Origin of the sequence: Corynebacterium sp. HMSC29G08, assembly GCF_001806875.1 — a bacterium.
GTDB lineage: Bacteria > Actinomycetota > Actinomycetes > Mycobacteriales > Mycobacteriaceae > Corynebacterium.
Map to the genome: position 1 here is coordinate 197,991 of NZ_KV786211.1, position 23,403 is coordinate 221,393.

22 protein-coding genes and 1 pseudogene are annotated in these 23,403 nt (G+C 58.3%); 16 read left to right on the top strand and 7 right to left on the bottom strand.

Annotated features, from left to right (window positions below):
- The first annotated feature begins 14 nt into the window (after positions 1 to 14).
- Positions 15 to 548: a YbhB/YbcL family Raf kinase inhibitor-like protein gene (locus HMPREF3101_RS02100; protein WP_070462257.1), complete on the top strand. Its 534-nt coding sequence runs from the start codon at positions 15 to 17 to the stop codon at positions 546 to 548.
- Positions 549 to 558: 10 nt separating this feature from the next.
- Complete coding sequence (locus HMPREF3101_RS02105; protein ID WP_070462258.1) at positions 559 to 906, top strand: hypothetical protein; 348 nt, start codon at positions 559 to 561, stop codon at positions 904 to 906.
- Here HMPREF3101_RS02105 and HMPREF3101_RS02110 read toward each other — a convergent pair.
- Together HMPREF3101_RS02110 and HMPREF3101_RS02115 are read right to left on the bottom strand one after the other, a co-directional pair.
- On the bottom strand, positions 881 to 1,966 hold the full coding sequence (locus tag HMPREF3101_RS02110; protein WP_070462259.1) for a quinone-dependent dihydroorotate dehydrogenase: 1,086 nt from the start codon (positions 1,964 to 1,966) through the stop codon (positions 881 to 883). The two genes, HMPREF3101_RS02105 and HMPREF3101_RS02110, sit on opposite strands and share 26 nt — an antisense overlap.
- Positions 1,967 to 1,976: 10 nt before the next feature.
- Positions 1,977 to 2,978 (bottom strand): hypothetical protein, encoded by a 1,002-nt coding sequence (locus HMPREF3101_RS02115; RefSeq protein ID WP_070462260.1) that lies wholly within the window; start codon positions 2,976 to 2,978, stop codon positions 1,977 to 1,979.
- Positions 2,979 to 3,016: 38 nt separating this feature from the next.
- On the opposite strand from HMPREF3101_RS02115, the gene HMPREF3101_RS02120 reads away from it, so the two are divergent.
- From HMPREF3101_RS02120 to HMPREF3101_RS02155, 8 genes are read left to right on the top strand one after another with little or no spacing between them, the layout of a single operon-like run.
- Complete coding sequence (locus HMPREF3101_RS02120) at positions 3,017 to 3,844, top strand: undecaprenyl-diphosphate phosphatase (protein ID WP_070462360.1); 828 nt, start codon at positions 3,017 to 3,019, stop codon at positions 3,842 to 3,844.
- 10 nt (positions 3,845 to 3,854) lie between these two features.
- Positions 3,855 to 5,060, top strand: a complete 1,206-nt coding sequence (gene mshC, locus HMPREF3101_RS02125; RefSeq protein WP_070462361.1) for a cysteine--1-D-myo-inosityl 2-amino-2-deoxy-alpha-D-glucopyranoside ligase — start codon at positions 3,855 to 3,857, stop codon at positions 5,058 to 5,060.
- A gap of 24 nt (positions 5,061 to 5,084) precedes the next feature.
- Positions 5,085 to 5,468, top strand: a complete 384-nt coding sequence (locus HMPREF3101_RS02130) for a hypothetical protein (RefSeq protein WP_070462261.1) — start codon at positions 5,085 to 5,087, stop codon at positions 5,466 to 5,468.
- Positions 5,461 to 6,138 carry an HAD family hydrolase gene (locus tag HMPREF3101_RS02135; RefSeq protein ID WP_246816606.1) on the top strand — a complete coding sequence of 226 codons (678 nt, stop codon included), beginning with the start codon at positions 5,461 to 5,463 and terminating at the stop codon, positions 6,136 to 6,138. Before HMPREF3101_RS02130 ends, HMPREF3101_RS02135 begins: the two co-directional genes overlap by 8 nt.
- 11 nt (positions 6,139 to 6,149) lie before the next feature.
- The gene (locus tag HMPREF3101_RS02140) at positions 6,150 to 6,413 is read left to right on the top strand and encodes a phosphoribosyl-ATP diphosphatase (RefSeq protein ID WP_070462263.1); all 264 of its coding nucleotides are present in this window, start codon (positions 6,150 to 6,152) and stop codon (positions 6,411 to 6,413) included.
- An 18-nt stretch (positions 6,414 to 6,431) separates the two neighbouring features.
- Positions 6,432 to 7,280 (top strand): ATP phosphoribosyltransferase, encoded by an 849-nt coding sequence (hisG, locus tag HMPREF3101_RS02145; RefSeq protein WP_070462264.1) that lies wholly within the window; start codon positions 6,432 to 6,434, stop codon positions 7,278 to 7,280.
- A 32-nt stretch (positions 7,281 to 7,312) separates the two neighbouring features.
- Positions 7,313 to 8,737 carry an aspartate ammonia-lyase gene (aspA, locus tag HMPREF3101_RS02150; RefSeq protein WP_070462265.1) on the top strand — a complete coding sequence of 475 codons (1,425 nt, stop codon included), beginning with the start codon at positions 7,313 to 7,315 and terminating at the stop codon, positions 8,735 to 8,737.
- 29 nt (positions 8,738 to 8,766) lie between these two features.
- Entirely contained in the window at positions 8,767 to 10,422 is a 1,656-nt protein-coding gene (locus HMPREF3101_RS02155; RefSeq protein ID WP_070462266.1) for a formate--tetrahydrofolate ligase, read from the top strand.
- A 7-nt stretch (positions 10,423 to 10,429) separates the two neighbouring features.
- On the opposite strand, the gene HMPREF3101_RS02160 is transcribed toward HMPREF3101_RS02155, so the two are convergent.
- Together HMPREF3101_RS02160 and HMPREF3101_RS02165 are read right to left on the bottom strand one after the other, a co-directional pair.
- Positions 10,430 to 11,497: an HNH endonuclease signature motif containing protein gene (locus tag HMPREF3101_RS02160; RefSeq protein ID WP_070462267.1), complete on the bottom strand. Its 1,068-nt coding sequence runs from the start codon at positions 11,495 to 11,497 to the stop codon at positions 10,430 to 10,432.
- 122 nt (positions 11,498 to 11,619) lie between these two features.
- On the bottom strand, positions 11,620 to 12,411 hold the full coding sequence (locus HMPREF3101_RS02165) for a RecB family exonuclease (protein WP_070462268.1): 792 nt from the start codon (positions 12,409 to 12,411) through the stop codon (positions 11,620 to 11,622).
- A gap of 35 nt (positions 12,412 to 12,446) precedes the next feature.
- Here HMPREF3101_RS02165 and HMPREF3101_RS02170 point away from each other — a divergent pair, with 35 nt between their 5' ends.
- Genes HMPREF3101_RS02170 through arc form a run of 3 tightly spaced genes read left to right on the top strand, consistent with a single transcriptional unit; the run spans position 12,447 to position 16,070 of the window.
- Positions 12,447 to 13,646 carry a M18 family aminopeptidase gene (locus HMPREF3101_RS02170; protein WP_070462269.1) on the top strand — a complete coding sequence of 400 codons (1,200 nt, stop codon included), beginning with the start codon at positions 12,447 to 12,449 and terminating at the stop codon, positions 13,644 to 13,646.
- Positions 13,647 to 14,480, top strand: a complete 834-nt coding sequence (locus HMPREF3101_RS02175) for a tRNA (adenine-N1)-methyltransferase (protein WP_070462270.1) — start codon at positions 13,647 to 13,649, stop codon at positions 14,478 to 14,480.
- Between the two features lie 18 nt (positions 14,481 to 14,498).
- The gene (arc, locus tag HMPREF3101_RS02180; RefSeq protein ID WP_070462271.1) at positions 14,499 to 16,070 is read left to right on the top strand and encodes a proteasome ATPase; all 1,572 of its coding nucleotides are present in this window, start codon (positions 14,499 to 14,501) and stop codon (positions 16,068 to 16,070) included.
- On the opposite strand, the gene HMPREF3101_RS02185 is transcribed toward arc, so the two are convergent.
- Entirely contained in the window at positions 16,028 to 17,443 is a 1,416-nt protein-coding gene (locus HMPREF3101_RS02185; RefSeq protein WP_083280028.1) for a MocR-like pyridoxine biosynthesis transcription factor PdxR, read from the bottom strand. The two genes, arc and HMPREF3101_RS02185, sit on opposite strands and share 43 nt — an antisense overlap.
- Before the next feature lie 76 nt (positions 17,444 to 17,519).
- On the opposite strand from HMPREF3101_RS02185, the pseudogene pdxS reads away from it, so the two are divergent.
- The 3 genes and pseudogenes from pdxS to HMPREF3101_RS02200 form a co-directional block, all read left to right on the top strand.
- Positions 17,520 to 18,380 (top strand): annotated as a pseudogene (gene pdxS, locus HMPREF3101_RS02190) (pyridoxal 5'-phosphate synthase lyase subunit PdxS); the annotation flags it as partial.
- 211 nt (positions 18,381 to 18,591) lie between these two features.
- Positions 18,592 to 20,082 carry a GntP family permease gene (locus tag HMPREF3101_RS02195; RefSeq protein ID WP_070462273.1) on the top strand — a complete coding sequence of 497 codons (1,491 nt, stop codon included), beginning with the start codon at positions 18,592 to 18,594 and terminating at the stop codon, positions 20,080 to 20,082.
- A 109-nt stretch (positions 20,083 to 20,191) separates the two neighbouring features.
- Entirely contained in the window at positions 20,192 to 20,746 is a 555-nt protein-coding gene (locus HMPREF3101_RS02200; RefSeq protein WP_070462274.1) for a TetR/AcrR family transcriptional regulator, read from the top strand.
- An 8-nt stretch (positions 20,747 to 20,754) separates the two neighbouring features.
- On the opposite strand, the gene mmsB is transcribed toward HMPREF3101_RS02200, so the two are convergent.
- Together mmsB and HMPREF3101_RS02210 are read right to left on the bottom strand one after the other, a co-directional pair.
- Positions 20,755 to 21,639, bottom strand: coding sequence for a 3-hydroxyisobutyrate dehydrogenase (gene mmsB / locus HMPREF3101_RS02205; RefSeq protein WP_070462275.1), 885 nt, complete (start codon positions 21,637 to 21,639; stop codon positions 20,755 to 20,757).
- A gap of 32 nt (positions 21,640 to 21,671) precedes the next feature.
- Positions 21,672 to 23,189, bottom strand: coding sequence for a CoA-acylating methylmalonate-semialdehyde dehydrogenase (locus tag HMPREF3101_RS02210; protein ID WP_070462276.1), 1,518 nt, complete (start codon positions 23,187 to 23,189; stop codon positions 21,672 to 21,674).
- Positions 23,190 to 23,403: the final 214 nt, after the last annotated feature.

Sequence of the window (23,403 nt, forward strand, 5' to 3'; positions counted from 1 at the left end):
GTAGTAATGGGGCCATGACTGCTTCATATGTTTCTGATCGTTTTCCTGGCCCTGACCCGTATGCACCGCTGAAGGACGTGCCGTCATTTGACATCTCGTCCAACGACATTGTGGATGGCGAGCGCCTCCCAGACCACCTTGCCGGCGATAACGCCACCAGCCCACACCTTGCCTGGGCAAACGCGCCTGAGGGCACGAAGACGTTTGCTGTGACCTGCTTTGACCCGGATGCGCCCACTGCTTCTGGTTTTTGGCACTGGTCTGCCTTCAACATTCCTGCTGACGTCACGGAGCTTCCCGCCGGCGCGGGTGCTGAGGACGGCATGGGTGTCGGTGCGGTAGTGCTTGCTGGCGATGCTGGAGTAAAGGGCTACTTCGGTGCAAAACCACCCGCCGGTCATGGTCCACACCGTTACCTGTTTGTGGTGCACGCTGTGGATACGGAGTTTGACGCTGACAGCATTGCAAACCCGACGCAGCTTGGTTTTAACCTTTACTTCCACACGCTTGGCCGTGCCTTAACGTGGGGTTGGTACGAGAACAAGTAACCTCAGCGCAATGGTTCCAATTCAGTTGCGTGCCGGCGGCGCCTTTATGGCGCTGGCGGTTGTCTTGTTTATTTTCGCGTTTCTCGCGTTCATGCGCGGGGACCAAACGTATGCGCTCACGTTGCGTTTTGTCTTGACGTGTGTGGCGTCGTTGATTTTTGGTGCGTTTGCAACCACTAACACCGCCACAGGCGGCTCGCGGAAGCAGCTTGTTGCGTTGGGAGTGGCTGTAGCGGTGATCGCCGTGGGCATGGCCGTGCCGAACCAGGCGCTGACTATTGTGCCCACCACCTCACTTGCATTGTGGGGCGGCGGAGCACTGGTGTGTGCGTTTATTTTGCGTCGTTTTTCCAGGTAAGCCCGCTACCCACGGCTTGGCTGATGTTGCTCAGGCCGTGGAGCTTCAGCTGCTTATCGACGTCCACGTGCACCCCACGCACCCACCCCAGCCCTCCATAGATGAACGGGGTGTACCCCTGCAACAGGCTTGCACCTGCGGTGATGCGCTTCCACGCCTCCTTAGCGTCCATGATGCCGCCGGAGCTGACGAGAACAAGCTTGTCACCGACACGTGCATGCAGGCGTTTGAGGACCTCGTAGGAGCGTTCGGTCAGCGGCGCACCGGAAATGCCGCCGGCGCCCATCGCTGCCACCTCGTCGGCGGGGGTTTTCAGTCCATCGCGGGAGATTGTGGTGTTGGTGGCCACGATCCCTGCAAGACCAAGCTCGACGGCTAGGTCTGCAACGGCGTCGATGTCCTCGTCTGAAAGATCGGGGGCAATCTTCACCAACACTGGGGTTTCGGTGGAGTCTTTGACAGCGCCCAGGATCGGACGTAGTTCTTCCACTGCCTGGAGATCACGCAAACCCGGGGTGTTGGGGGAAGAGACGTTGACCACCACGAAGTCCGCAAGTGGCCCGAGCAGCGTCGCGCCTGCGCGGTAATCGACTACAGCGTTAGCGGCAGTCTTGTTTTTGCCGATGTTGATGCCGACGACATCCTTTGATTTGCGCTTACGCAGGCGGCGGGCAACGTCGAGCGCGCCGTCATTGTTAAAGCCCATACGGTTCAAGATGGCTTTGTCCGCAGGTAGGCGAAACAGGCGCGGGGTGTCGTTGCCCGGTTGCGGTTGCGGGGTGACTGTGCCAACTTCTGCGTAGCCGAAGCCGATCGCGCCCCAGGCGTCCAACGCGGTGGCGTTTTTATCAAAGCCCGCAGACAGCCCCAGCGGCGCAGGGAATCGAACCCCGAAAAGCTCCTGCTCAAGACGCGGGCTGTGTACGCGCACAACCTTTTCCATCCCGCGATTGACCGGTGTAAGCGTGTTGAGCACCCCGAGTGCACCGGAGATGATGCCGTGGATGCGTTCCGGGGGGAGGCGGAACATGAGTTTCAGCGCGGTGTCGTAAAGCGTCATCATGATTCCTTTACAGTGTGTTCTTCACAATTTGGATGCCGTCGCCGGTGGCGGAGCCGATGATCAACGCAGCGTCGTCAAGTGAAATGATGCTCTGCGGATCCGCAACTGTCGACACCTGCGCCTTTTGCACCGGGACACCACCTGACAGATCGTAACCGGTGGCAGTGTTCTCAGCAGTAGACGTGATCCAAGCGAGCTTGTTCGCCGCATCCCACGTCACATCCCACGCGCCTACTGCCACCGGCGCCTTCTGGTGCAGGCGGATGATGTCCATGGTGTTGTAGACAAACAGCTGGGAACCGGTCGCGTCGGCGGCGAGCACCACACCATCGGCGCCGTCGATCTTGCCCACGCCAAGGCCTACGCGCAGCGTGCCGCCTTGGCGGCCATCAGCCCAGTCGACGTCTTGAACCGTGGTATCGAAGCGGTTGATGCGCACCACAGCATCGTCCTGATCAGGCAATTCCATAGCGATCAGCTGGTCGGTTTCGCGCGCAACGGAGATCGTGTCCACTTTCTTACCGTCGCGGTACACCCATACCTTGCGTTGCGCATCACTTGCAGTGATCACTTCGCCACTGGAGGTGACCACTGCGGCGGTTGCCGGATCTTCAACGCTCAACGTCGTCTCGCCATCGGCGTTGAACAACCGCACCTCGTCGCCACATGCCAGGGCGAACGTGCCAGCGTTGGCGCTGACCTCGCCGCAGGAGGCGTCGGTGGGGTAGGCCACGGCAGCGTCGTTACGCAGCTGCTCAACTGTGCCTACATAGACCGCATCATCGGTACGAACCGCAACCAGATCCCCAGTAGTATCCAGATCGCGGACCGGAGCAAACGCGATTACCTCACCATCAGGATCTGTCGCAGGCGGCGATGCAACAGGGGAGGCACTACCCATGTTCTGCGCCAAATCATCAGCAACCTCAGTCGGGGACGTACAAGCGGCAAGTGAAAGCGCAACAGTCAGCACAGCCGCCGACGCCACGCGTGTGGACAAGGGTTTCATAGCATCCCAGAGTAGTGTTGCAACGCGTGAACGAAACCATGAGCTGGCTCCAAGTAGTCGTTTTATCCATCGTGCAGGGACTCACCGAGTTCCTCCCGGTGTCATCATCGGGGCATTTGCGCATTGTTTCCGAACTGTTCTGGGGGCAAGACGCCGGTGCAAGTTTCACCGCCGTCATCCAGCTCGGCACCGAAGCTGCTGTGCTGGTGTTCTTTGCCAAGGACATTTGGCGCATCCTCAGCGCCTGGTTTGCTGGATTGTTTGACCCTCAGAAGCGGGGGCTGGATTACCGCATGGGCTGGATGGTCATCGTTGGCACCATCCCAGTCGGCGTTGCCGGGCTGCTACTTAAAGATTTGATCCGAGAAAACTTCCGCAATTTGTGGATCACCGCCACAGTGCTCATCCTGTTTTCGCTGGTGTTCATCGTGGCGGAACGCGTAGGCACGAAAAAGCGTGGCTTCGAAGAGCTCACCATGCGCGACGCCATCGTTATGGGATTGTGGCAGTGCCTCGCACTCATCCCGGGCGTGTCGCGCTCGGGCGGTACCATCTCCGGCGGCTTGATGCTGAACCTCGATCGCGAGGTGGCAACGCGCTTTTCCTTCCTATTAGCCATCCCGGCCGTGCTGGCATCGGGGCTTTTCTCGCTTCCCGATGCATTCGCTCCCCAAGCCGGCCAAGCCGCCACCGGCATGCAGCTGCTCGTTGGCACCGGCATCGGGTTTGTCCTGGGCTATGTCTCTATTGCGTGGCTTTTGAAGTTTGTCTCCCACCACTCGTTCGCCTGGTTTGCCGCCTACCGGATCCCACTAGGCCTTATAGTGATGATCTTCCTTGCAACTGGGGTGATGCAGGCCGGGTAGGGTGGCCCGTATGCAATCTTGGCCCGAACCCTCTGTATCCACCGTCCCTGGGACCGCAGTCCCGCTGTCGCTCTACGACACCGCTGACCAACGCGTTAAACCCGTGGACACAAGTGGTGAAGAAGTAGGTATGTACGTCTGCGGCATCACACCCTATGATTCAACGCACCTCGGGCACGCCGCGACCTATCTCACCTTTGACCTGGTGTACCGCCAGCTTCTGGCGAACGGCCACCAGGTGCACTACGTCCAAAACATCACCGACGTAGACGACCCGCTTTTCGAGCGCGCGGATCGCGACGGAGTGGACTGGCGCGAGCTTGGCACCAGCCAGATCGATCTGTTCCGCAGCGACATGGAGACGCTGTCTGTCATCCCTCCCCGCGACTACATCGGTGCGATGGAGGCGGTTGATGAAATCATCGTGATGATCCAACGCCTGTTGGATGCAGGTGCCGCATACAAGCTGGATCACGGCGATATCTACGCTCCTATCGACGCCACCGCACAGTTCGGTTACGAATCCAACCTGGACCGCGCAACCATGCTGGAGTTTTTCGCTGAGCGCGGCGGCGACCCGCAGCGCGAAGGCAAGCGCGACCCGTTGGACGCGTTGCTGTGGCGCGGACACAGGGAAGGTGAGCCTGCCTGGGAATCCCCGTTCGGTCCTGGTCGTCCGGGTTGGCACGTGGAGTGCTCCGCGATTGCCACAAACCGTCTCGGCGCCACGTTTGCCATCCAGGGCGGTGGCAGCGACTTAGCGTTTCCACACCACGAGTTTTCCGCCGCTCATGCCGAAGCGGCCCTCAACACGCAGCGTATGGCTGGCCACTACGTGCACAGCGGCATGATTGCGCTCGACGGGGTGAAGATGAGTAAGTCCTTGGGCAACCTCGTGTTTGTTCATAAGCTCACCGAGGTCGGACACGACCCTTCTGCGATTCGCCTGGCGGTATTCGCTGGTCACTACCGCGACGATCGTGACTTTACGTATGAGGGTCTCGATGCCGCGGGCGCCCGTCTGGCTAGGTGGCGTGAGGCGTTGGCGAATGAGGGTGAGGTGGAAGAGGTGCGCGTGGGCGTCGATAAGCTTAGGGATGCCCTGGCAAACGACCTGGATACGCCAGCTGCCCTGCGGATCATTGATGCTGCGACCGGAGACGCCGACGGCATGCTCGCCGCAGCCATCGACGGGCTGCTCGGTGTGCGGATCTAGGAGCCGTAAGGAAAGATTGCCCCCATGACCACGATTCGTGAGAAGTTTCAAGCAGACGTCGATGAATTCATCGAGGATCTGACTACTTTTGCATCCGGCTCCTATCTGTCAGATGAGGACAAAGACCTTTGGGAAGAGCCCTTCGATCCTGCAGTTCTGCCCGATCTGAAACACATTCTGGAGATGTTTTTGGACGCGCTAGAGCAGTGCGGTGACGACCCGACCGGCGAGATGCTTGTAAAGGTTGTCGCGCCGTTTTACGCAAACCTGGCTGAGTTCAACGCGAAGCATGCCGACGCGGTGCTGGAGCCGGAGGAGAAGGCCGACATCGAGTCGCTCGTGTTGCGCGCTGCCGCCGCGGCTGGTGCGACCGATGAGTCGGTGGGGGAGTTGCCTGAACTTGAGTAGTCTGCCAGCGGCGGTGTTTTGGGACATGGACGGCACCCTCGTGGATACGGAGCCGCTGTGGGGTATCGCTACCTATGAATTGTCCGAGTATATGGGGCGCCGTATACCGCCGGAGGTGCGTGCGGAAACCGTCGGTGGTTCGTTTGAAAACACCGTGGGTATCCTGTCGCGTTACACGGGCTATCAGCTTGACGACGCCCGCGTCAACCGCCTCCGCACCATCATGCACACCCGCATGGCGCAGCTAATGGGCGAAGGTGTCGATCTCAACCCAGGTGTCGGCGACCTGCTTGCAGCGCTGCATGAGCGCGGGGTGCCAATGTACGTAACCACGAACACCCCGCACGTGCTTGCGGACCGGTGCATCGCGGGCATCGGCGGGAAGTACTTCGTAGACATCATCACCGGCGAGGACGTTGCGCAGTCGAAGCCCGCCCCCGACATGTACGTCGAGGCAGCACGTCGTGCTGGTACGGAGCGGGGAAATTGCCTCGTGTTCGAGGACTCATGGACCGGCATGAGCGCCGCAGCCGCCGCAGGTTGTGCGGTGCTAGGCCTTGCAGAAACGGTGCCTGAGGGGGTCTTAAAGTTCGACCCAACGGGGTTTGTTGGTGCAGAAGCGGAGGATATTGCGGACTGGTTCGCACGCGCAGGCGCCATGGTGGGCTAGCATTACCCACCGTGAAACACTTCGACGATCTTTTTGCTGAACTCACCGCCAAAGCCGCCGAGCGTCCCGCTGGCTCCGCCACCGTGGAAGCGCTGGACAAAGGTGCCCATTTCATTGGGAAGAAGATCATCGAGGAAGCTGGCGAGGTATGGATCGCCGCCGAGTATCAATCCGACGCTGAGCTGGCGGAGGAAATGAGCCAGCTCATCTACTGGACGCAGGTGATGATGCTCAAGCGCGGCCTGACTCCAGACGACATTTACAAGTACCTCTAACGCTTTTTAAGGAACACCATGATCCGCATTGCTGTGCCCAACAAAGGGTCACTGTCCGAGCACGCTGTCCAGGTACTGAAAGAAGCTGGCTACAAGGGTCGCGGCATTACCAAAGCTCTGAACGTTGTTGATGAAGCCAATGACGTTGAGTTTTTCTTCTTGCGTCCGAAGGATATCGCGATCTACGTCGCGCAAGGTCACCTTGATTTGGGTATCACGGGCCGGGATTTGGCCGCTGATTCGCGTGCGTCCGTTGAGGAGGTTTTGGACCTCGGGTTTGGTGCGTCAACGTTCCGCTTTGCTGCGCCGCAGGGCGAGTCGTGGACTGTTGAGGCGTTGGAGGGCAAGCGCATTGCAACGTCGTATCCGCACTTGGTTGAGGATTACTTGGCCGAGAAAGCTATTACGCCTAGTTCAGTGATTCGTCTGGACGGTGCGGTGGAAATTTCCATCAAGCTGGGAGTGGCGGATGTGATTGCGGATGTTGTCTCGACGGGGGCGACGCTGCGTCAGCAAGGATTGGCCCCGTTTGGTGAGCCGATCATGACCAGCTGTGCCGTTGTGGTCAAGCGTCAGGGCATGCAGCTTAACGACGCCCACCGTCGCGTCCTCGGCCGCATCACCGGCATCCTGACCGCACACAACTACCTGATGATTGACTACAACGTGGCAAGGGCCGACCTGGAGCAGGCGTTGGCGTTGACACCAGGCATTACCGGACCGACGGTCTCCCCGCTGCACCGGGATGATTGGGTGGCGGTACGCGCAATGGTTGAGAAATCTGCCGCAAACCGGGTGATGGATGAACTTTCTGCACTTGGTGCCCAGGGTGTTCTGGCTACCGAGCTGCAAATCGCACGCCTGTAAGCAGCATTTTGGCGTGGCTATAGTGGGGGTCTATGAGCACTCGCACTGAAGAAGACCTGCTTGGTCGCCTCGACGTTCCCAACGATAAGTTCTACGGTATCCACACGCTGCGCGCTGTGGACAATTTCCAAATCTCTGGCACCACCATGAACCAGTTTCCGGAATTTATCCGGGGCATGGTCGAAGTGAAGAAGGCGACGGCGATTGCGAATCGCCGCCTGCATACGCTGCCAAAGTATAAGTCTGAGGCGATTGTTGCTGCTTGCGACAAGATCCTCAATGAGGGCTACTGCATGGATCAGTTCCCCTCTGACGTGTTCCAAGGTGGCGCGGGCACGTCGGTGAACATGAACACCAACGAGGTTGTGGCCAACGTTGCCCTCGAGCTGTTGGGGGAGCCGAAGGGCGCTTATGACGTGATTAACCCTAACGATGACGTCAATATGTCGCAGTCCACCAACGACGCGTATCCGACGGGCTTCCGCCTCGGCGTGTTTTACGCAGTGCAGGGACTGATGGCGCAGCTTGATGAGCTGCAGAAGGCATTGCGCGCAAAGGGCGACGAATTCGCGGACATCATCAAGATGGGTCGCACCCAGCTTCAGGACGCTGTGCCGATGACTCTTGGCCAAGAGTTCACCGCGTTCGGCGCCAACCTCGCAGAGGAGCAGCGCACCATCAACAGTGCTGCAGATTCGCTTTTGGAAGTGAACCTTGGCGCCACCGCGATCGGCACTGGAATTAACACTCCGACGGGATACCGCGACCAGGTGGTCTCCGCGCTGCGTGAGGTGACTGGGCTAGACATTCAGGCATCCCCGGATCTCATCGAGGCCACCTCTGACACCGGCGGCTATGTCATGATGCACTCCGCGCTCAAGCGTGCTGCGATGAAGTTGTCGAAGATCTGCAACGATCTGCGTCTCCTGTCGTCTGGTCCACGTGCCGGGTTGAATGAGATCAATTTGCCAGAACGTCAGGCGGGCTCTTCGATTATGCCGGCAAAAGTCAACCCTGTTATCCCGGAGGTAGTCAATCAGGTCTGCTTCAAGGTGTTTGGCAACGACGTGACCGTTTCCATGGCGGCTGAAGCCGGCCAGCTTCAGCTCAACGTGATGGAGCCGGTGATCGCGCAGTCCTTGTTTGAGTCGATCAACCTGCTATCCAACGCGGCCAAGACGCTGCGCGAGAAGTGCGTCGTGGGCATTACCGCTAACAAGGAGGTCTGTGAGGCCTACGTGACGCGTTCCATTGGCATCATCACCTATCTGAATCCGGTGATCGGCCACCACATGGGCGACGTCATCGGCCGCGAGGCCGCAGCAAGCGGCAAGAGCGTTTACGATCTGGTGCTGGAGCACGAACTAATGACTGAGGATGCACTGAAGAAGGTGCTGAGCAAGGAAAACCTCATGCATCCGGAATACCGCGGCAAGCTCTACATTGACGAAGATTAGAGCCTGCAGCTGCTGTATTCTTGGGGTTCATGAGGACCGATGTTGAAATTGCTCAAGCTCACACTCTAGACCCCATCACGGACATCGCTGATCGCGCAGGTGTATCGGCCGACGCCCTAGTGCCGTACGGCCGCTATATGGCGAAGGTCGACATCACCCAGGTGCCGGAAAACAATCCTGGCAAGCTAGTGCTGGTTACCGGCGTTTCACCAACGCCAGCTGGCGAGGGTAAGTCCACAACCTTGATTGGCCTTACGGATGCGCTGGCGCGATTGGGGAAGAACGCAATCGTGGCGCTGCGTGAACCGTCGCTCGGGCCCGTGATGGGTATTAAGGGCGGAGCTGCTGGTGGAGGCTACTCCCAGGTAGTGCCGATGGAAAATATCAACCTGCACTTCACGGGTGACTTCCACGCCATCACGTCGGCCAATAATACGCTCGCAGCGCTAGTAGATAACCACATTCAGCAAGGCAACGAACTAGGCATTGACCCGCGCAGGATCACTTGGCAGCGCTGCTTGGATGTCAACGATCGTTCGCTGCGCAACGTGGTCACGGGTCTTGGTGGGCCGGGCAATGGCGTGCCGACAGAAACAGGATTCACCATCACCGCAGCCTCCGAAATCATGGCGATCCTTGGCCTGGCGACTGATCTGGACGACCTGAAGCGTCGCCTTGGCAACATCACCATCGGCCTGACGTACGACAAGAAGCCGGTTACCGCGAGCCAGCTCAACGCCGAAGGCGCCATGGCCGCGTTGCTGAAGGACGCCATCAACCCCAACCTGGTGCAAACACTCGGCGGCACCCCAGCGTTTATCCACGGCGGCCCGTTCGCCAACATTGCACACGGCTGCAACACGCTCATCGCCACCCGTACCGCACAGGCGTACGCAGATATCGTGCTCACCGAAGCAGGCTTCGGCTCCGACCTTGGCGCTGAGAAATTCTTCGACATCAAGGCACGCGCTGGAGAGTTGGATGTCGCCGGTGCCGTGATCGTGGTGACGATTAGGTCGATGAAGTACAACGGGGGCGTCGATAAGCAAAAGCTCTCCGAGGAAAACCTCGACGCTATCGCCGCCGGCATTGTCAACCTCGAGCGTCACGTAGAAAACCTGCGCAAGTTCGGCGTCACCCCAGTAGTTGCCCTTAATGACTTTGTCACCGACACCGATGCCGAGCGCGACTACGTCCGTAACTGGGCACGTGAGAAGGGTATCGCACTAGAAATTGCCAAGGTGTGGGAAAAGGGCGGCGAAGGTGCTGAGGACCTAGCTCGTACCCTGCTGGACAACCTCACCGAAAACCAGTCAACCACGCTGTACGACCCAGCCGACGGCATTGAAAACGCCATCGAAACCATCGCACGCGAGGTATACCGCGCCGAGGAGGTCCAATACTCCCAGGCAGCGCTGAAAGACCTGCAGACGCTTAAGGAAAACGGCTGGGACACCCTACCGGTGTGCATTTCCAAAACGCAGTACTCGTTCTCCGACGACCCCTCGCAACTTGGCGCACCAACCGGCCACACTCTGCACGTACGCAACCTGTTGCCGCGTACTGGCGCAGGGTTCATCGTTGCCCTGACTGGAGACGTAATGACCATGCCAGGCCTTCCCAAGGTGCCTGCCGCCAACAACATCAATGTTGACGGCGACGGCATCATCTCCGGCCTGTTCTAGGGGTGCTTTAGGTCTTCGCGGTGCCGAAGAGCTGCCGCATCGCCCCAAACGGGTGATACCGATTCGGCACCGGGTAACCGTTAGGTGACACCCACGTCGGGGTCCCGTTGATATTTTCGATGCGACCCCGTTTCTTGCGCGACGGATCATCATCATTAACTCGGTTGTGATAGCGGCAAAGCGGCGCCAAGTTACTCAAATTTGTCTCACCGCCTGATTGCCAGGAGGTGATGTGGTGCAATTCGCATGCCTCTGAACCATGGCGACAATCCGGCACCGGACATACTGGCATGACAAGACGCGCTAAATCCCGCTGTTTTTGGTTTGCCAGGCGCTTCGTCCGGTATAGGTTCACAGGTCCTTCCTGAGGGTGGAAGAGTCCGACCTCAAGGTCCTTGCCGTGCTGCGCAGCAAGATATTCGGCGCCGGTGATGGTGGTCCCATCACTAAGGCCAAGGATTGTGTCATCGCCTTGACCAGCAAGAATCTTCACGTGCTCATTGAGCGGCACCAAGATCATTGGGCGCCGAACAGCGCGCCCGACGCCACCGCCGCGCAACACGGCCAGTAAACGTTTCACCATTTGCGGCATCGCCGGCTTGTTCGGGTCGAGGCCCGAAGTGCATTCGTGCTCCAAATCCGCAAGCTCGTGCTCATCAGCGGTGAACGTGACGGTTCGCAACTTGTCACGGGACTTTGAAAACGTCACCTGTGGCGTCGCTTTGCGCTGCGCTTGAGGGATCACGGCCTTTGCGCGATCTGCCAGCGCTCGGTAGGTGCCGCGTGCACTGAGCAGCTGGATGCGGAGCTTGTCTCGCGCGCGCTTGTCTTTGATCGTGCGTAGCCGTCGCTCAAGCATGGCCAGTTGGTCTAAATTCAGCTTTGAACGCTGGGCTTTGTCTCGTGCTTTTTCTTGCTGTCGTCGTTGCTGAGTGGGGCCGAAATAGATTTCCTGGAGCTTCGCCCATTCATTAACTTTGGCCTTGTCGTAGCCCGCTGCGATCGCTTGGTCGCGGTCAAACCACTCAAGGATGTCTATGGTTGGTGCGTGTAAAAACTGTTCAAATGGGTTCATGGCCAGCAAAGTAGATGGCGGTCAACCCTTGGTCAATAGGTTTTTCGTCCCCTGTGGATAACCATAGGTAAGCGGTAGAAGTTATCCACAGAATCAGGCCCTTATTGAAAACTCAGTGCTTGTTATTGAAAAACTTGGGGCCATCCGGGATAAGGTGGCGGCGTTCCTCCGTACTCTGGGCACAGTGACTGAAACGAGCACCAACCACAAAGTTTGGACGTTTTTGGCTTAAACGTGCCGTTCTTTCCATCGGCGACGATATTGGCCCACAGGTCGCCGAGGTCGCGCTCGAAATATTCCAGCTCCTCGCGCGAAGGCTGGATCACGATAGAGTCCATGACTTTCAAATACATCAGCTTCAGCTGCGCTGGAATAACGTTGAAGAGACGCCAGTACACCAGCGCATAGAAACGCATCTGGAACAGCGCGCTGTCTGCGAACCGTGGCGGCGGCATCTTGCCAGTCTTATAGTCCACTACCCGCACTTCGCCTGATTTTGCGATATCGACTCGGTCAATGAATCCACGCACCGGCACGCCGTTTGGCAGGACGGACTCGACACGCATCTCTTGCGCATGTGGATCGAATTGCTGCGGTCCTTCCATGTGGAAGTAGCCTTTAAGGAGAGCGCGGGCGTCGATAAACAGCTGCATTTCGTCCTCAACCGGCTCGGCGCAAGCGGGTTCGAGTTCCTGAAGCCGTGCCCACGCAGGTCGCAGCCCTTTCACCGCAGCCGGATAAGTCCGCTGGTCTCGCGGCCAGGTGAACATTTCTTCCAACACCGCATGCACGAGAGATCCTCGCACCTGGTGGATGGTTTTTGGCTCAGGAATTTTGTCGATGGCCTTAAGCCGGTACATCAGAGGGCATTGCTGGTAGTCGCCTGCGCGCGACGGGGATAATGCGAGCGTCATCGTTGCCCACCATAGCGCAGCGCTAGGGTGGAACCATGCGTAGCCTTGCAGAATTCATCACGGCCAGCCCGAGTGCGTTCCACGCAGCCGACGTTGTTCGCAGCGCATTTATTGATGCTGGTTTTGCCGAAGATTCAGATACCACCCCAGGTGGGCACGTCATCGTTCAAGATGGTTCGGTGATCGCCTGGTGGGTGCCGGAGCGTGCTAACTCGCGTTTTCGCATTGTTGGGTCGCACACGGATTCGCCGGGTCTGTGGTTGAAGCCGAATCCGGAGTTTGCTGGTGAGGGTTTTCGTCAGCTGGCGGTTGAGGTGTACGGCGGGCCGGTGTTGCAGTCGTGGTTTGACCGAGAGCTGGCGTTCGCAGGGCGCATAGTTCTTGACGACGCCACGTCGCACCTCACCACCACCCCTCCCATCGCCCGCGTTCCTAACTTGGCGATTCACCTCTACCGCAGTGATGCTCCTGAGATAGACCGCCAGACCCACATGCAGCCAGTGTTGTGCGTGGATACTCCCATGGTGGACATTTTGGGTCAAGCCGCAGGCGTTGACCCGAAGCGTATTGTTTCGCACGATCTCATCGCCGTTGATACGCAAGCTCCGGCAGTGATGGGGGATCTTCTGGCGGCAGGACGCTTGGACAACTTGTCCAGCGTGCACGCCTCTGCGCGTGCGTTCCTAGCTGCAGTGACTAATGCGTCGACAGACGGAGACGTGCTGGTGTTCGCGTCGTTCAATCATGAGGAGATCGGATCGGCCACCGCGGTCGGCGCTGGCGGGCCGCTGCTGGAGCGAGTGCTAGCCAAGCTTGCGGGGGAAATGGGTGACCCGCTGGATGTCTACGCGGCATCGTCCGTGATTTCGGCTGACGCAGCACATGCCGTGCATCCGAACTATCCGCAAAAGCACGATCCGACGCACCGCCCGCTGATGAATCGCGGCCCTGTACTCAAAATCAACGCGAACCAGCGCTACGCGTCGAATGCGGTGACGGAGGCCCTCTGGCACCGAGCATGTGCTGCGGCTGAGGTCCCTGTCCAGACGTTTGTCGGACACAATGCTGTGCCGTGCGGGTCGACGATTGGGCCGATTTCCTCCACACGCCTTGGAATCCCTACGGTAGATGTCGGCGTGCCGCTACTTTCGATGCACTCAGCACGGGAACTGGTTGGTTTGCAAGACCAAGCCTGGTTCGAGGCGGCGCTAACGGCGTACTACAAAGGGGCATAAATGTATTCGGGCAAATTCCAACCGGGCGATAAGGTCCAGCTCACGGACGCGAAGCGTCGTCACTTCACCATTGAACTTGTTCCCGACGGCCAGTTCCACTCCCATAAGGGCATTGTGGAACACAACGACATCATCGGCGCTGATGAAGGCAGCGTAGTCCAGTCAACCCTTGGCGCAGATTACCTGTGCTTCCGTCACCTGCTGGTCGACCACGTACTGTCGATGCCTCGTGGTGCTGCGGTGATTTACCCCAAGGATGCTGCGCAGATTCTAGTTGAGGGCGACATCTTCATGGGCGCTCGCGTGCTGGAGGCTGGGGCTGGCTCGGGTGCGTTGACCATGTCGCTGCTTCGCGCGGTTGGTCCGGAGGGGCGCGTGTTTTCCTATGAGATCCGCGATGACCATTTGGAGTTTGCCCGCAACAACGTTGCCGAGTATTTCGGCTCTGAGCCGCAGTGGTGGACCCCGCGCTTGGGGGATTTCGGCGAGGTGACCGTTGATGATCTCGGCGGGCCGGTGGATCGTCTGATCCTGGACATGGTGGAGCCGTGGCACTTCATTGACACTGTGAAGGACTTGCTGATTCCGGGTGGTGTGTTCATGACGTATGTGGCTACGGTGCCGCAGCTGATGAACATCATGGAGACTATCCGTGAGGCGAAGTGTTTTACAGAGCCGCGCGCGTGGGAAACCCTGCTGCGCGAGTGGAAGGTGGAAGGGTTGGCAACGCGTCCGGAGCACCGCATGAACGCACACACTGCGTTCTTGGTGTGGACGCGCCGATTGGCAGATGGAGTGGCTCCGCCGAGGCCGCAGCGTCGGGCGCGTAGGTAATCTCGTTATGCTCGAGGCATGATCACTGACGATGCTTTCGGGCCGGAACTACGCCAACTGAAGCGTGAGAACAAGGATATCTCTGAGCGCAACACCAAGCTTGCGGAGTTACTGAAGTCGAGTCGCGACAAACTCAATAGCCTCTACGCCCAAGTGGAGGCGCTGGGGGAGCCTGCGTCGACCTACGGCATTTACCTTGAGCCGGCGCCGCAGGATCATGAGGCTGAGATCTATACCTCGGGTCGGCAGATGCGGGTCAAGATTGCACCGACGGTTGCGCCGGATTCGTTGAAGCCGGGCAAGCTGGTCAGGCTTGGCGACGGAACCGTCATCGTCGAAGCCTGCTCCTACGACACCACTGGGCAGTTAACCACCCTCATTGAGAAGATTGGTGGCACGCGTGCAGTTGTGGCCGATCAGCAAGGTACTGAGCACTTAGTGCGTCTGACTGAGCCTTTGCAGTCACAGGCCCGCGCTGGTGACACCGTCCTGGTGGACTTAAGGTCTGGGTTTGCATTTGAACGCGTCCCGAAGACCGAGGTTAACCAGCTTTCCCTTGAGGAAGTGCCGGACGTGACTTACGCGGACATTGGTGGTCTGTCATCGCAGATCGAGACAATCAAGGACTCTGTTGAGCTGCCGTTTGCGTATCCGGAGTTGTACCAGCAGTATCACCTATCGCCCCCGAAAGGGTTGTTGCTGTACGGGCCTCCGGGTTGCGGTAAAACGTTGATTGCAAAGGCTGTGGCTAATTCGTTGTCGCAGCGTATTGGCGACGGCGGGCAAGCTCACTTCATTAACGTCAAGGGCCCAGAGTTGTTGAACAAGTTCGTGGGTGAGACGGAGCGTCGTATTCGACTCATTTTTGAGCGTGCTCGTGAGCTGGCGTCCGATGGTCGCCCAGTGATCGTGTTTTTCGACGAGATGGAGTCGATTTTCCGCACCCGTGGCTCCGGAGTGAGCTCCGACATGGAGACCACGGTGGTGCCGCAGTTGCTTACGGAGATTGACGGCGTTGAAGATATTGCAAACGTCATTGTCATCGGCGCGACCAACCGCGAAGAACTCATTGACCCAGCGATTTTGCGTCCTGGTCGCCTGGACATCAAAATCAGGGTGTCCCGCCCGAACCGAGATGAGGCTGCGGATATCTTCGCCCGATACATTACGAGCGACATCCCGCTTGCATCCTCACCCGGCGACCTTATCAATGCTGCGGTGGAGGCGATGTACGCTCCTCGTCCGTTTGTACGCCTCACGCTTGCCGACGCCACCACAGAAACCCTCCACTACCACGACTTTGTCTCCGGCGCGATGATCGCCAATGTGGTTGACCGTGCCAAGAAGCTAGCGATCAAGGACCACATTTCAAACTCCAGCGATGCTGGCGGCGCTAGTACTGAGGACGTTAAGCACAAAGGCACTGATCACGTTGGTGTGAGCGCAGAGCACTTGCGGCTCGCGGTTCGTGCGGAACAAGATGAAAGCGAGGACCTCCCGAACACAGCGAACCCAGATGAGTGGGCTCGAATCACTGGGCGTCACGGTCAGCGCGTTGTTTCCGCTGAGGTGGTTTCGGGCTCGGCGTAACCGGCTATGTCAACGATGGCATCGACTGCTCGGTTGAAGTCCTGGTCTGACAGGTGCGCGAAACTCATTGTCAGCGCAGTGTCTACGTGGCCAGCTTCGAACCCGACACGAGCCAGCACGCTTGCAAAGTGGTTACGGTGCGCGCGGGTGGGGAAGTGGGTGATGAGGTCGGCGCCGGTGCCGTCGGAAAGCTGAGCAAGTGAGGCGACCTGGGCAAGGGCGGGTAACACACGGCTTTCCAAGATCACGCGTCGCTTCGCGAGCCTGGCGTGGGTCGCTTTGGTGTTACGACGGACGTACCCACCGCGAAGTAGCGACGCGATTGCCCGTTGAGTGACCGCACTGACCGGCATTCCCAAAACCTGGCGTGTGCGCCCCAGCGCCTCTGCCTGAGAGTTTGAGGCAACAACATAGCCTGCGGCAAGCTCGCGAGACAGCAAGGTCGAAAATGTGCCGAGTGTGAATACATCCGCGCCGTCGCCAGCAATAGCTGCCAGGGTGGGCTGTGGGGCGGTGCGATAGCGAAGCTCTGAGTTGAAGTCGTCCTCAATAATCGGCGTGGACGTCTCAGACGCCCAACGAAGAAGCTGCGACCGGCGAGCAACCGGCATCGCACCGCCCAGGGGATATAGGTGCGCAGGGGTAACAAGGATCGCATCCAACGTAGCGGGTAAGAGATCAATGCACACCCCCTTACTATCCGTGGGACACAGAACTATTTGATGTCCAGCAGCCTCAATAACCCGCTGTAGGCCGGGATGCCCTGGGTTTTCAACGCCAATACGCAACCGCGCAGAACTGCGGGAAGCAAGCGTGAGCAAAATCAACATCAAACCTTCGCGGGAACCACCAGTGACCACCACGTTCGCTGGATCCACCGCAAGGCTGCGAGCAACGCGGAGATGCTCCACGATCGCCTCACGCAACTCGCTCTGACCAGCCTTATCAATCCGCCCACTCGAACTAGTTGCAGCCTCTCGCCATGCCGCATGCCACGCAGCCGGGCGGATTGAACCAGCTGTCCCGGGCGCAGGCTTCAACGAGATGAGTTCCTGCTTGCGCTTCTTTCGGCGCTCCTCACTCTTCGACTTGCCATCGCCCTGATTGCAGTGTGGCGTATGCGGTGCAAGAACCAGATCCGGGTGCACGCGTGTTGGTGCACCTTGTGAAGAGAGCAGGTAGCCTTCGCTGACCAATTGCTCATAAGCAGAGACGACCGTTCCCCTCGATACGTTCGCCTGCGCTGCCAGCGCCCTGGTTGAAGGCACGGTATCTCCAGGACGAAGAGTCCCTTCAGCCACGGCTGCCCGAACCGCGGCGGCTATTTGGGCCGGTAGGGGTTGGGGGTTGGCGGGGGAGACGTCGATAAGCACAATGCCCTCACTGGTACAAACAATTTACACCTAACTGGCCCTTGGAACTTACCAGTTGCCGCGGCAAGGTGTGTCTATGGCTGATATTTCTGAACTAAACCAACAATTCCTTGGCGGCGTGATCATGGACGTGGTCACCCCTGAACAGGCAAAAATCGCGGAGGACGCTGGCGCGGTCGCCGTCATGGCCCTCGAACGAGTCCCTGCAGACATCCGCGCACAGGGCGGCGTGGCACGCATGAGCGACCCGGACCTGATAGACGGCATCATCTCCTCCGTCAACATCCCAGTCATGGCCAAAGCGCGCATCGGCCACGCTATGGAAGCGCGCATCCTCGAACACCTCGGGGTGGACTACATCGACGAATCTGAAGTTCTAAGCCCCGCCGATTACGTCAACCACATTGACAAGCGCGGCTTCAACGTGCCATTCGTCTGCGGTGCAACCAACCTCGGCGAGGCACTTCGCCGCATCAATGAAGGCGCCGCCATGATCCGTTCCAAAGGTGAGGCTGGCACCGGTGACGTATCCGAGGCGGTTAAGCACATCCGCAAAATCAACGGCGAGATCAACGCGTTGACCGCCATGTGGCATAACAACCGCGACGAACTCTACGTTGCCGCAAAGGAACTGCAAGCACCGTACGATCTCGTTGCCAAGACGGCAGAGCACGGCAAGCTGCCCGTCCCGCTCCTGGTTGCCGGCGGCGTATCCACTCCGGCGGATGCCGCGTTCATGATGGAGCTCGGTGCCGATGGAGTTTTCGTGGGCTCCGGCATTTTCAAGTCCGGCAACCCGGAGGCGCGCGCAAAAGCCGTGGTCAAGGCCACGCGCAACTGGCAGGATATCGCAACGGTCACCGAGGTGTCCCGCGGCTTGGGCGAGGCCATGGTTGGCATCAACGTCAATGACCTGCCAGCGCCGCACCGTCTGGCGGAACGCGGCTGGTAAGAGCGCACTGAAGGGTCAGTGAACCACGTTCACCCCTCACCAGGAACACGCGTAAGCTTTCACCACCAGCTTGGGCCGTGTAATGCCCGACACAATAGGGGTGAATGGTGATTTGACTTACCAAAGGTAGCTTTGGTCAACGGCGCTGTGATTTACAGTCTCGGCAAGTTAACAGCTGCCTCGCCAAGGAGTACGAATGGTCATTTCGTTTCTGGGTGTCCTGCTCTCACTAGTCATCCTGGTTGTCCTCGCATATCGCGGTCACTCAGTAGTAGTCGTTGCCCCCTTTGCCTCACTGATTGCGCTGCTCTTCGCAGGTCAACCCATCATGGGTACCTACACACAGATTTTCATGCCCGCACTTGGGGGCTTCGTAACCAAATATTTCCCGCTGTTTATGTTCGGGGCAATATTTGGCTACCTCATGACGTCCACGGGCCTGGCCAGATACCTCGCGCGCGGCATCACCGCGTTGTTCGGGCCTAAGCGCGCAATGCTATCGACTGTGGTGGCAACTTCACTGCTTGCGTATGGTGGCGTCTCAGCTTGGGTTGTGGCGTTTACCATCGTGCCGATTGCAACCGCCCTGTTTCGGGAGGCGAACGTTCCAAAACGCCTTATGCCAGCGGCGATCGCGTTTGGAACCATCACCTACGCGCTAGCGGGCCTGCCGGGCTCTCCGCAGATCCACAACGCAATTCCTACTAGCTACTTCGGTACAAACGTCTACGCGGCGCCGGTCTTTGGTCTCGTCGCATCGGTGATCATGTTTGTAGCTGGAACAGTGTGGCTGGAGTTCCGCATCAAACAGCTCAATCGTGCTGGCGAAGGCTACGACCCAATAGATAAGGCCGGCAATATCGTTGAGACACCGCCTGGGATCGGAGACAACAACGACGTCAAGGTTGAAATCGGTGGCGAATCTTTCGAAGGTCAATCCGGTGGCCGTATTGGCACGCGAGCTAAGTCTGATGCTGAACCGTCCATCGCCGTTCAGGGCCTGATGGGCCTGCTGCCGATCCTGGTTGTGGTCGCTACTAACTTCGCAATGGTCTACGTTGTCGCAGGCCTACTAGATACGAACTACCTTGCGGAGGATAAGTACGGAAAAACAAATATCGATGCGCTGATGGGAATTTGGTCACCAACCATTGCTTTGGCACTTGCGGTAGTTGTGATCATCGCCATGTTCCCGTCCAGGGTCAAAAAGAGCCTCAGCGAGCTTTCCGACGGAGCGAAAAACGCCATCCTGCCCTGTCTCACTACAGCGTCAGAGGTTGGCTACGGAGCAGTCATCGCCTCCCTTGTGGTGTTTAACATTGTGAAAGAGAACATGCTCAACATCTCGGACAACGCATTGTTGGTTTCCACGGTCTCCACCGCCGTAATTTCCGGTATCACGGGCTCCTCGTCCGGCGGATTGTCCATCACTATGGAGACTCTCGGTACCCAGCTTGCACAAATGGCTGCCGAACAGGGCATATCGATGGAGCTCATGCATCGCATTACTGCAATGGCTTCCGTTTCCTTCGATTCGCTGCCACACAACGGTTCAGTGCTGACCATGCTGATTGTTTGCGGCATGACACACAAACTGTCGTACAAGGACATCGCTGTAGTCACAATCGTCATCCCGCTTACGACCTTGCTCATCATGGTCGGTGCTTGGACACTGTTGGGCGTTTAATCCGCACTCAAATTTCGAGGTAAACCGATGTTGTTTCGGCTTACCTCGTTTTCGCCTTTTTACCCGGGGCAATCGATTACTATTGCTCGCAACAAGGAGGCCGAGAATCATGGTGGAATCCGCCCGAGATCGCATCCTCGTCGAAGCGCGGAGCCTTTTCAGCCAGAACACGTACGCAAACGTTTCATTGAAGGACGTTGCTACCGCAGCTGGCGTATCAGTCGCATTGGTAGTCAAACACTTCGGCAGTAAACCAGGATTGTTTGCTGCAACCGTAGACTTCCAGGATTCGTCCCTGAAGCTCTTCGCCGGGCCGTTTGAAAAGCTAGGGGAGACCTCAATTATTGAGACGCTTTCAGCGCCTGTGCACGCGCCATATTCCATTGCCCGCACCATATCGGTGGCCAGCGGAGAGGATGAAAGCCTGACAGCTATTGGCTCGCGAGTTCGCAGTGATTTGATCGAAGTGTTGGCGGATCGGATACGCACGGAAGCGCCCCACCCGCATCCGGCACCTGAACTGCGTGCGCAGTCCGCGATGGCGTTGCTGGTGGGGCTTTCGTTGATGCGTCGATTAGGTAACGCTGGTGTAGAGGCGCATTCGACGCAATCGTTGGTTGAACATTACGCGCCGATTGTGCAAAAGATTATCGACGGCACGTAACCGCCGGACTAGGCCTTCCTACTTTCAACTGCTTTGATGATGGCGGAGAAGTCTAGCCCTCCGTGGCCTTCATCAACAAAGTCAGTGAATTGCTCAGTAGCGATTCGTCCCAGCACGGTGTCCGTACCGGTGTGATCCGCCGCAGCCATAGCAAGTTTGAGGTCTTTGAGCATGAGTGCGGCTGCAAACCCTGGTTTGAAATCGTTGTTAGCCGGCGAGGTCGGAACGATTTCAGGCACCGGTGCATTGACGGATAATGACCAGGAATTTCCAGTTGCGTTTGACACCACGTCGAAAAATGCTTGCGGCGACAAGCCCAGTCGCTGGCCAAGTACAAGCGCTTCAGCAACCGCGATCTGCTGGATGGCGAGAATCATGTTGTTGCAGGCCTTCACAGCCTGGCCGGTGCTTGTGTCCCCGGTGTGCGTAACAGACTTGCCAATGTAATGAAGAATCGGCTTGACCTCGTTGAATAGATCCTCTGGCCCGCCGACCATCAAGGCAAGTGTGCCAGCCTGTGCGCCAGTTATGCCACCGGAGACGGGTGCGTCCAAGAAGCGAGAGCCCGCCTTAGTAATGAGATCGGAAACCTCCAGTGCTTCTTCGACCGCGATGGTGGATAGGTCGACATAGATCTTCGGCGTCGGGTCAGTCTCCAACAGCGATATGATGACCTTTTTCACCAACCCACCGTTGGGAAGGCTCGTGAAGACGATGTCAGCGCCTTGGGCGGCATCCTCGGCGGACTCAAACACCTCAATGCCTAGCTCTTTCGCACGCGCACGGGCCTCATCGACAACATCGAAGCCGCGGACAATTTCACCATGCTTGGCCAGGTTGGCGGCCATCGGACCACCCATGTTTCCCAAACCGATAAACGCAATTGTACTCATTGTTCTTTTCCTTTTCGTTGAAATGGAGTCGACTAGTTCATCAGCGGCATGGTGAACTGTGGGCCAGCATCTTCAGCCTGAGGCCATGCCTGCGTGACGGTCTTGATTTTGGTGTAGAAGCGGAAGGAGTCTGGTCCGTGCTGGTTCAGGTCGCCAAAGCCGGATGCCTTCCAGCCGCCGAATGTGTGGTAGGCGATAGGCACTGGGATGGGTACGTTGATGCCAACCATGCCGACCTGGACGTTGCGGGCAAACTCGCGGGCTGCGCCACCGTTTTGGGTGAAGATTGCTACGCCGTTTCCGTATTCGTGGTTGGTTGCTAGAGCGGTGGCTTCCTCAAGCGTATTTGTCCGCACCATTGCCAGGACCGGCCCAAAAATCTCGACTTTGTAGAGGTCCATGTCGGTTGTGACGTTATCGAAGAACGTTGGGCCGGCGTAGAAACCTTCGGCGAGGGATTCGCCGTCGAAGGATGTGTCGGCGAAGGTCCACTCGCGGCCGTCGACAAGCAAGCTGGCCCCTGCCTCGACTCCCTCTGTGACGATGCGGTTGACTCGATCCAGCGAATCCTGAGTAACCAGCGGACCGTAGTCGGACTCTGGGTCCAACGAGTGGCCAACCTTGAGCGCGCGCGCCTTCTCGGCAATCGATGCGGCGAGCTTGTCGGCGGTTTCCTGGCCAACTGGGACAACAACCGGCAAAGCCATGCACCGCTCACCGGCGGAGCCGAAGGCAGCGCCGACAATCGCGGAAGCGGTTGCCTCAATGTCTGCATCCGGCAGAACAATCGCGTGGTTCTTTGCACCGCCGAAGCACTGTGCGCGCTTGTTGGTTTCAGCTGCGCGGCTGTAGATGTACTGCGCGATTGGGGTAGAACCGACGAATCCAACGGCCTGGATGATCTCGGAATCTAAGATGGCGTCTACTGCTTCCTTGCCACCGTGGATTACCTGCAGAACTCCCTGCGGCCCGCCGGCTTCAACAAAGAGCTCAGCTAGGCGAACCGGTACCGATGGGTCGCGCTCGGATGGCTTGAGCACCATCGCGTTGCCTGCCGCCAGAGCCGGGCCGGCCTTCCAAAGCGGAATCATTGCCGGGAAGTTGAAAGGGGTGATACCTGCAACAACGCCGAGTGGCTGGCGCATAGAGTAGGTGTCAATACCCGTGCCGACCTGCGTGGAGTATTCACCTTTGAGAAGGTGCGGGGCGCCGAGTGCAAACTCCACCACGTCGAGGCCGCGTTGGATGTCGCCCTTTGCATCGGGGAAGGTCTTACCGTGCTCGAGCGCGAGGGTGCGCGCCAACTCATCCATGTTTTCGGTGATGAGTTGCAGCCAGCGGTTGAGGACACGGATGCGCTTCTGCGGGTTGGTGTTGCCCCATGCGGGTTGTGCCTTGGCAGCTTCGGCGATTGCGTGGTTCACGTCGTCCTTGTTTGCCAGAACGACCTGTGCCTGGACTTTGCCGGTGGATGGGCAGAATACGTCCTGGGTTTGGCCGGATGTCCCTTCGAATAACGTGCCATTGACGTAGTGGTGGATGGTACGCATGTATGCCTCCCTGCAAATCGGTATGTACGGTATGGGTGCTGATCGTACAGTGACGCGGCCCACCTGGTAGGTCTTCGTGTTATCCAGGACATCATTTACCCCCATGAAACCCCTTAAGGCCGACATCTTTCGTTAGCACGAACTGGAATAACTCGAGCAGACGAGCATTATGCGCACGGGGTGAACGTCGTACACTTCTGGCTCGAATCCCGCG

Coding starts and splice junctions, on each gene's coding strand:
- HMPREF3101_RS02100 (WP_070462257.1), top strand. CDS start 15: ATGACTGCTTCATATGTTTCTGATCGTTTTCCTGGCCCTGACCCGTAT.
- HMPREF3101_RS02105 (WP_070462258.1), top strand. CDS start 559: ATGGTTCCAATTCAGTTGCGTGCCGGCGGCGCCTTTATGGCGCTGGCG.
- HMPREF3101_RS02110 (WP_070462259.1), bottom strand. CDS start 1,966: ATGACGCTTTACGACACCGCGCTGAAACTCATGTTCCGCCTCCCCCCG.
- HMPREF3101_RS02115 (WP_070462260.1), bottom strand. CDS start 2,978: ATGAAACCCTTGTCCACACGCGTGGCGTCGGCGGCTGTGCTGACTGTT.
- HMPREF3101_RS02120 (WP_070462360.1), top strand. CDS start 3,017: ATGAGCTGGCTCCAAGTAGTCGTTTTATCCATCGTGCAGGGACTCACC.
- mshC (WP_070462361.1), top strand. CDS start 3,855: ATGCAATCTTGGCCCGAACCCTCTGTATCCACCGTCCCTGGGACCGCA.
- HMPREF3101_RS02130 (WP_070462261.1), top strand. CDS start 5,085: ATGACCACGATTCGTGAGAAGTTTCAAGCAGACGTCGATGAATTCATC.
- hisG (WP_070462264.1), top strand. CDS start 6,432: ATGATCCGCATTGCTGTGCCCAACAAAGGGTCACTGTCCGAGCACGCT.
- aspA (WP_070462265.1), top strand. CDS start 7,313: ATGAGCACTCGCACTGAAGAAGACCTGCTTGGTCGCCTCGACGTTCCC.
- HMPREF3101_RS02155 (WP_070462266.1), top strand. CDS start 8,767: ATGAGGACCGATGTTGAAATTGCTCAAGCTCACACTCTAGACCCCATC.
- HMPREF3101_RS02160 (WP_070462267.1), bottom strand. CDS start 11,497: ATGAACCCATTTGAACAGTTTTTACACGCACCAACCATAGACATCCTT.
- HMPREF3101_RS02165 (WP_070462268.1), bottom strand. CDS start 12,411: ATGACGCTCGCATTATCCCCGTCGCGCGCAGGCGACTACCAGCAATGC.
- HMPREF3101_RS02170 (WP_070462269.1), top strand. CDS start 12,447: ATGCGTAGCCTTGCAGAATTCATCACGGCCAGCCCGAGTGCGTTCCAC.
- HMPREF3101_RS02175 (WP_070462270.1), top strand. CDS start 13,647: ATGTATTCGGGCAAATTCCAACCGGGCGATAAGGTCCAGCTCACGGAC.
- arc (WP_070462271.1), top strand. CDS start 14,499: ATGATCACTGACGATGCTTTCGGGCCGGAACTACGCCAACTGAAGCGT.
- HMPREF3101_RS02195 (WP_070462273.1), top strand. CDS start 18,592: ATGGTCATTTCGTTTCTGGGTGTCCTGCTCTCACTAGTCATCCTGGTT.
- HMPREF3101_RS02200 (WP_070462274.1), top strand. CDS start 20,192: ATGGTGGAATCCGCCCGAGATCGCATCCTCGTCGAAGCGCGGAGCCTT.
- mmsB (WP_070462275.1), bottom strand. CDS start 21,639: ATGAGTACAATTGCGTTTATCGGTTTGGGAAACATGGGTGGTCCGATG.
- HMPREF3101_RS02210 (WP_070462276.1), bottom strand. CDS start 23,189: ATGCGTACCATCCACCACTACGTCAATGGCACGTTATTCGAAGGGACA.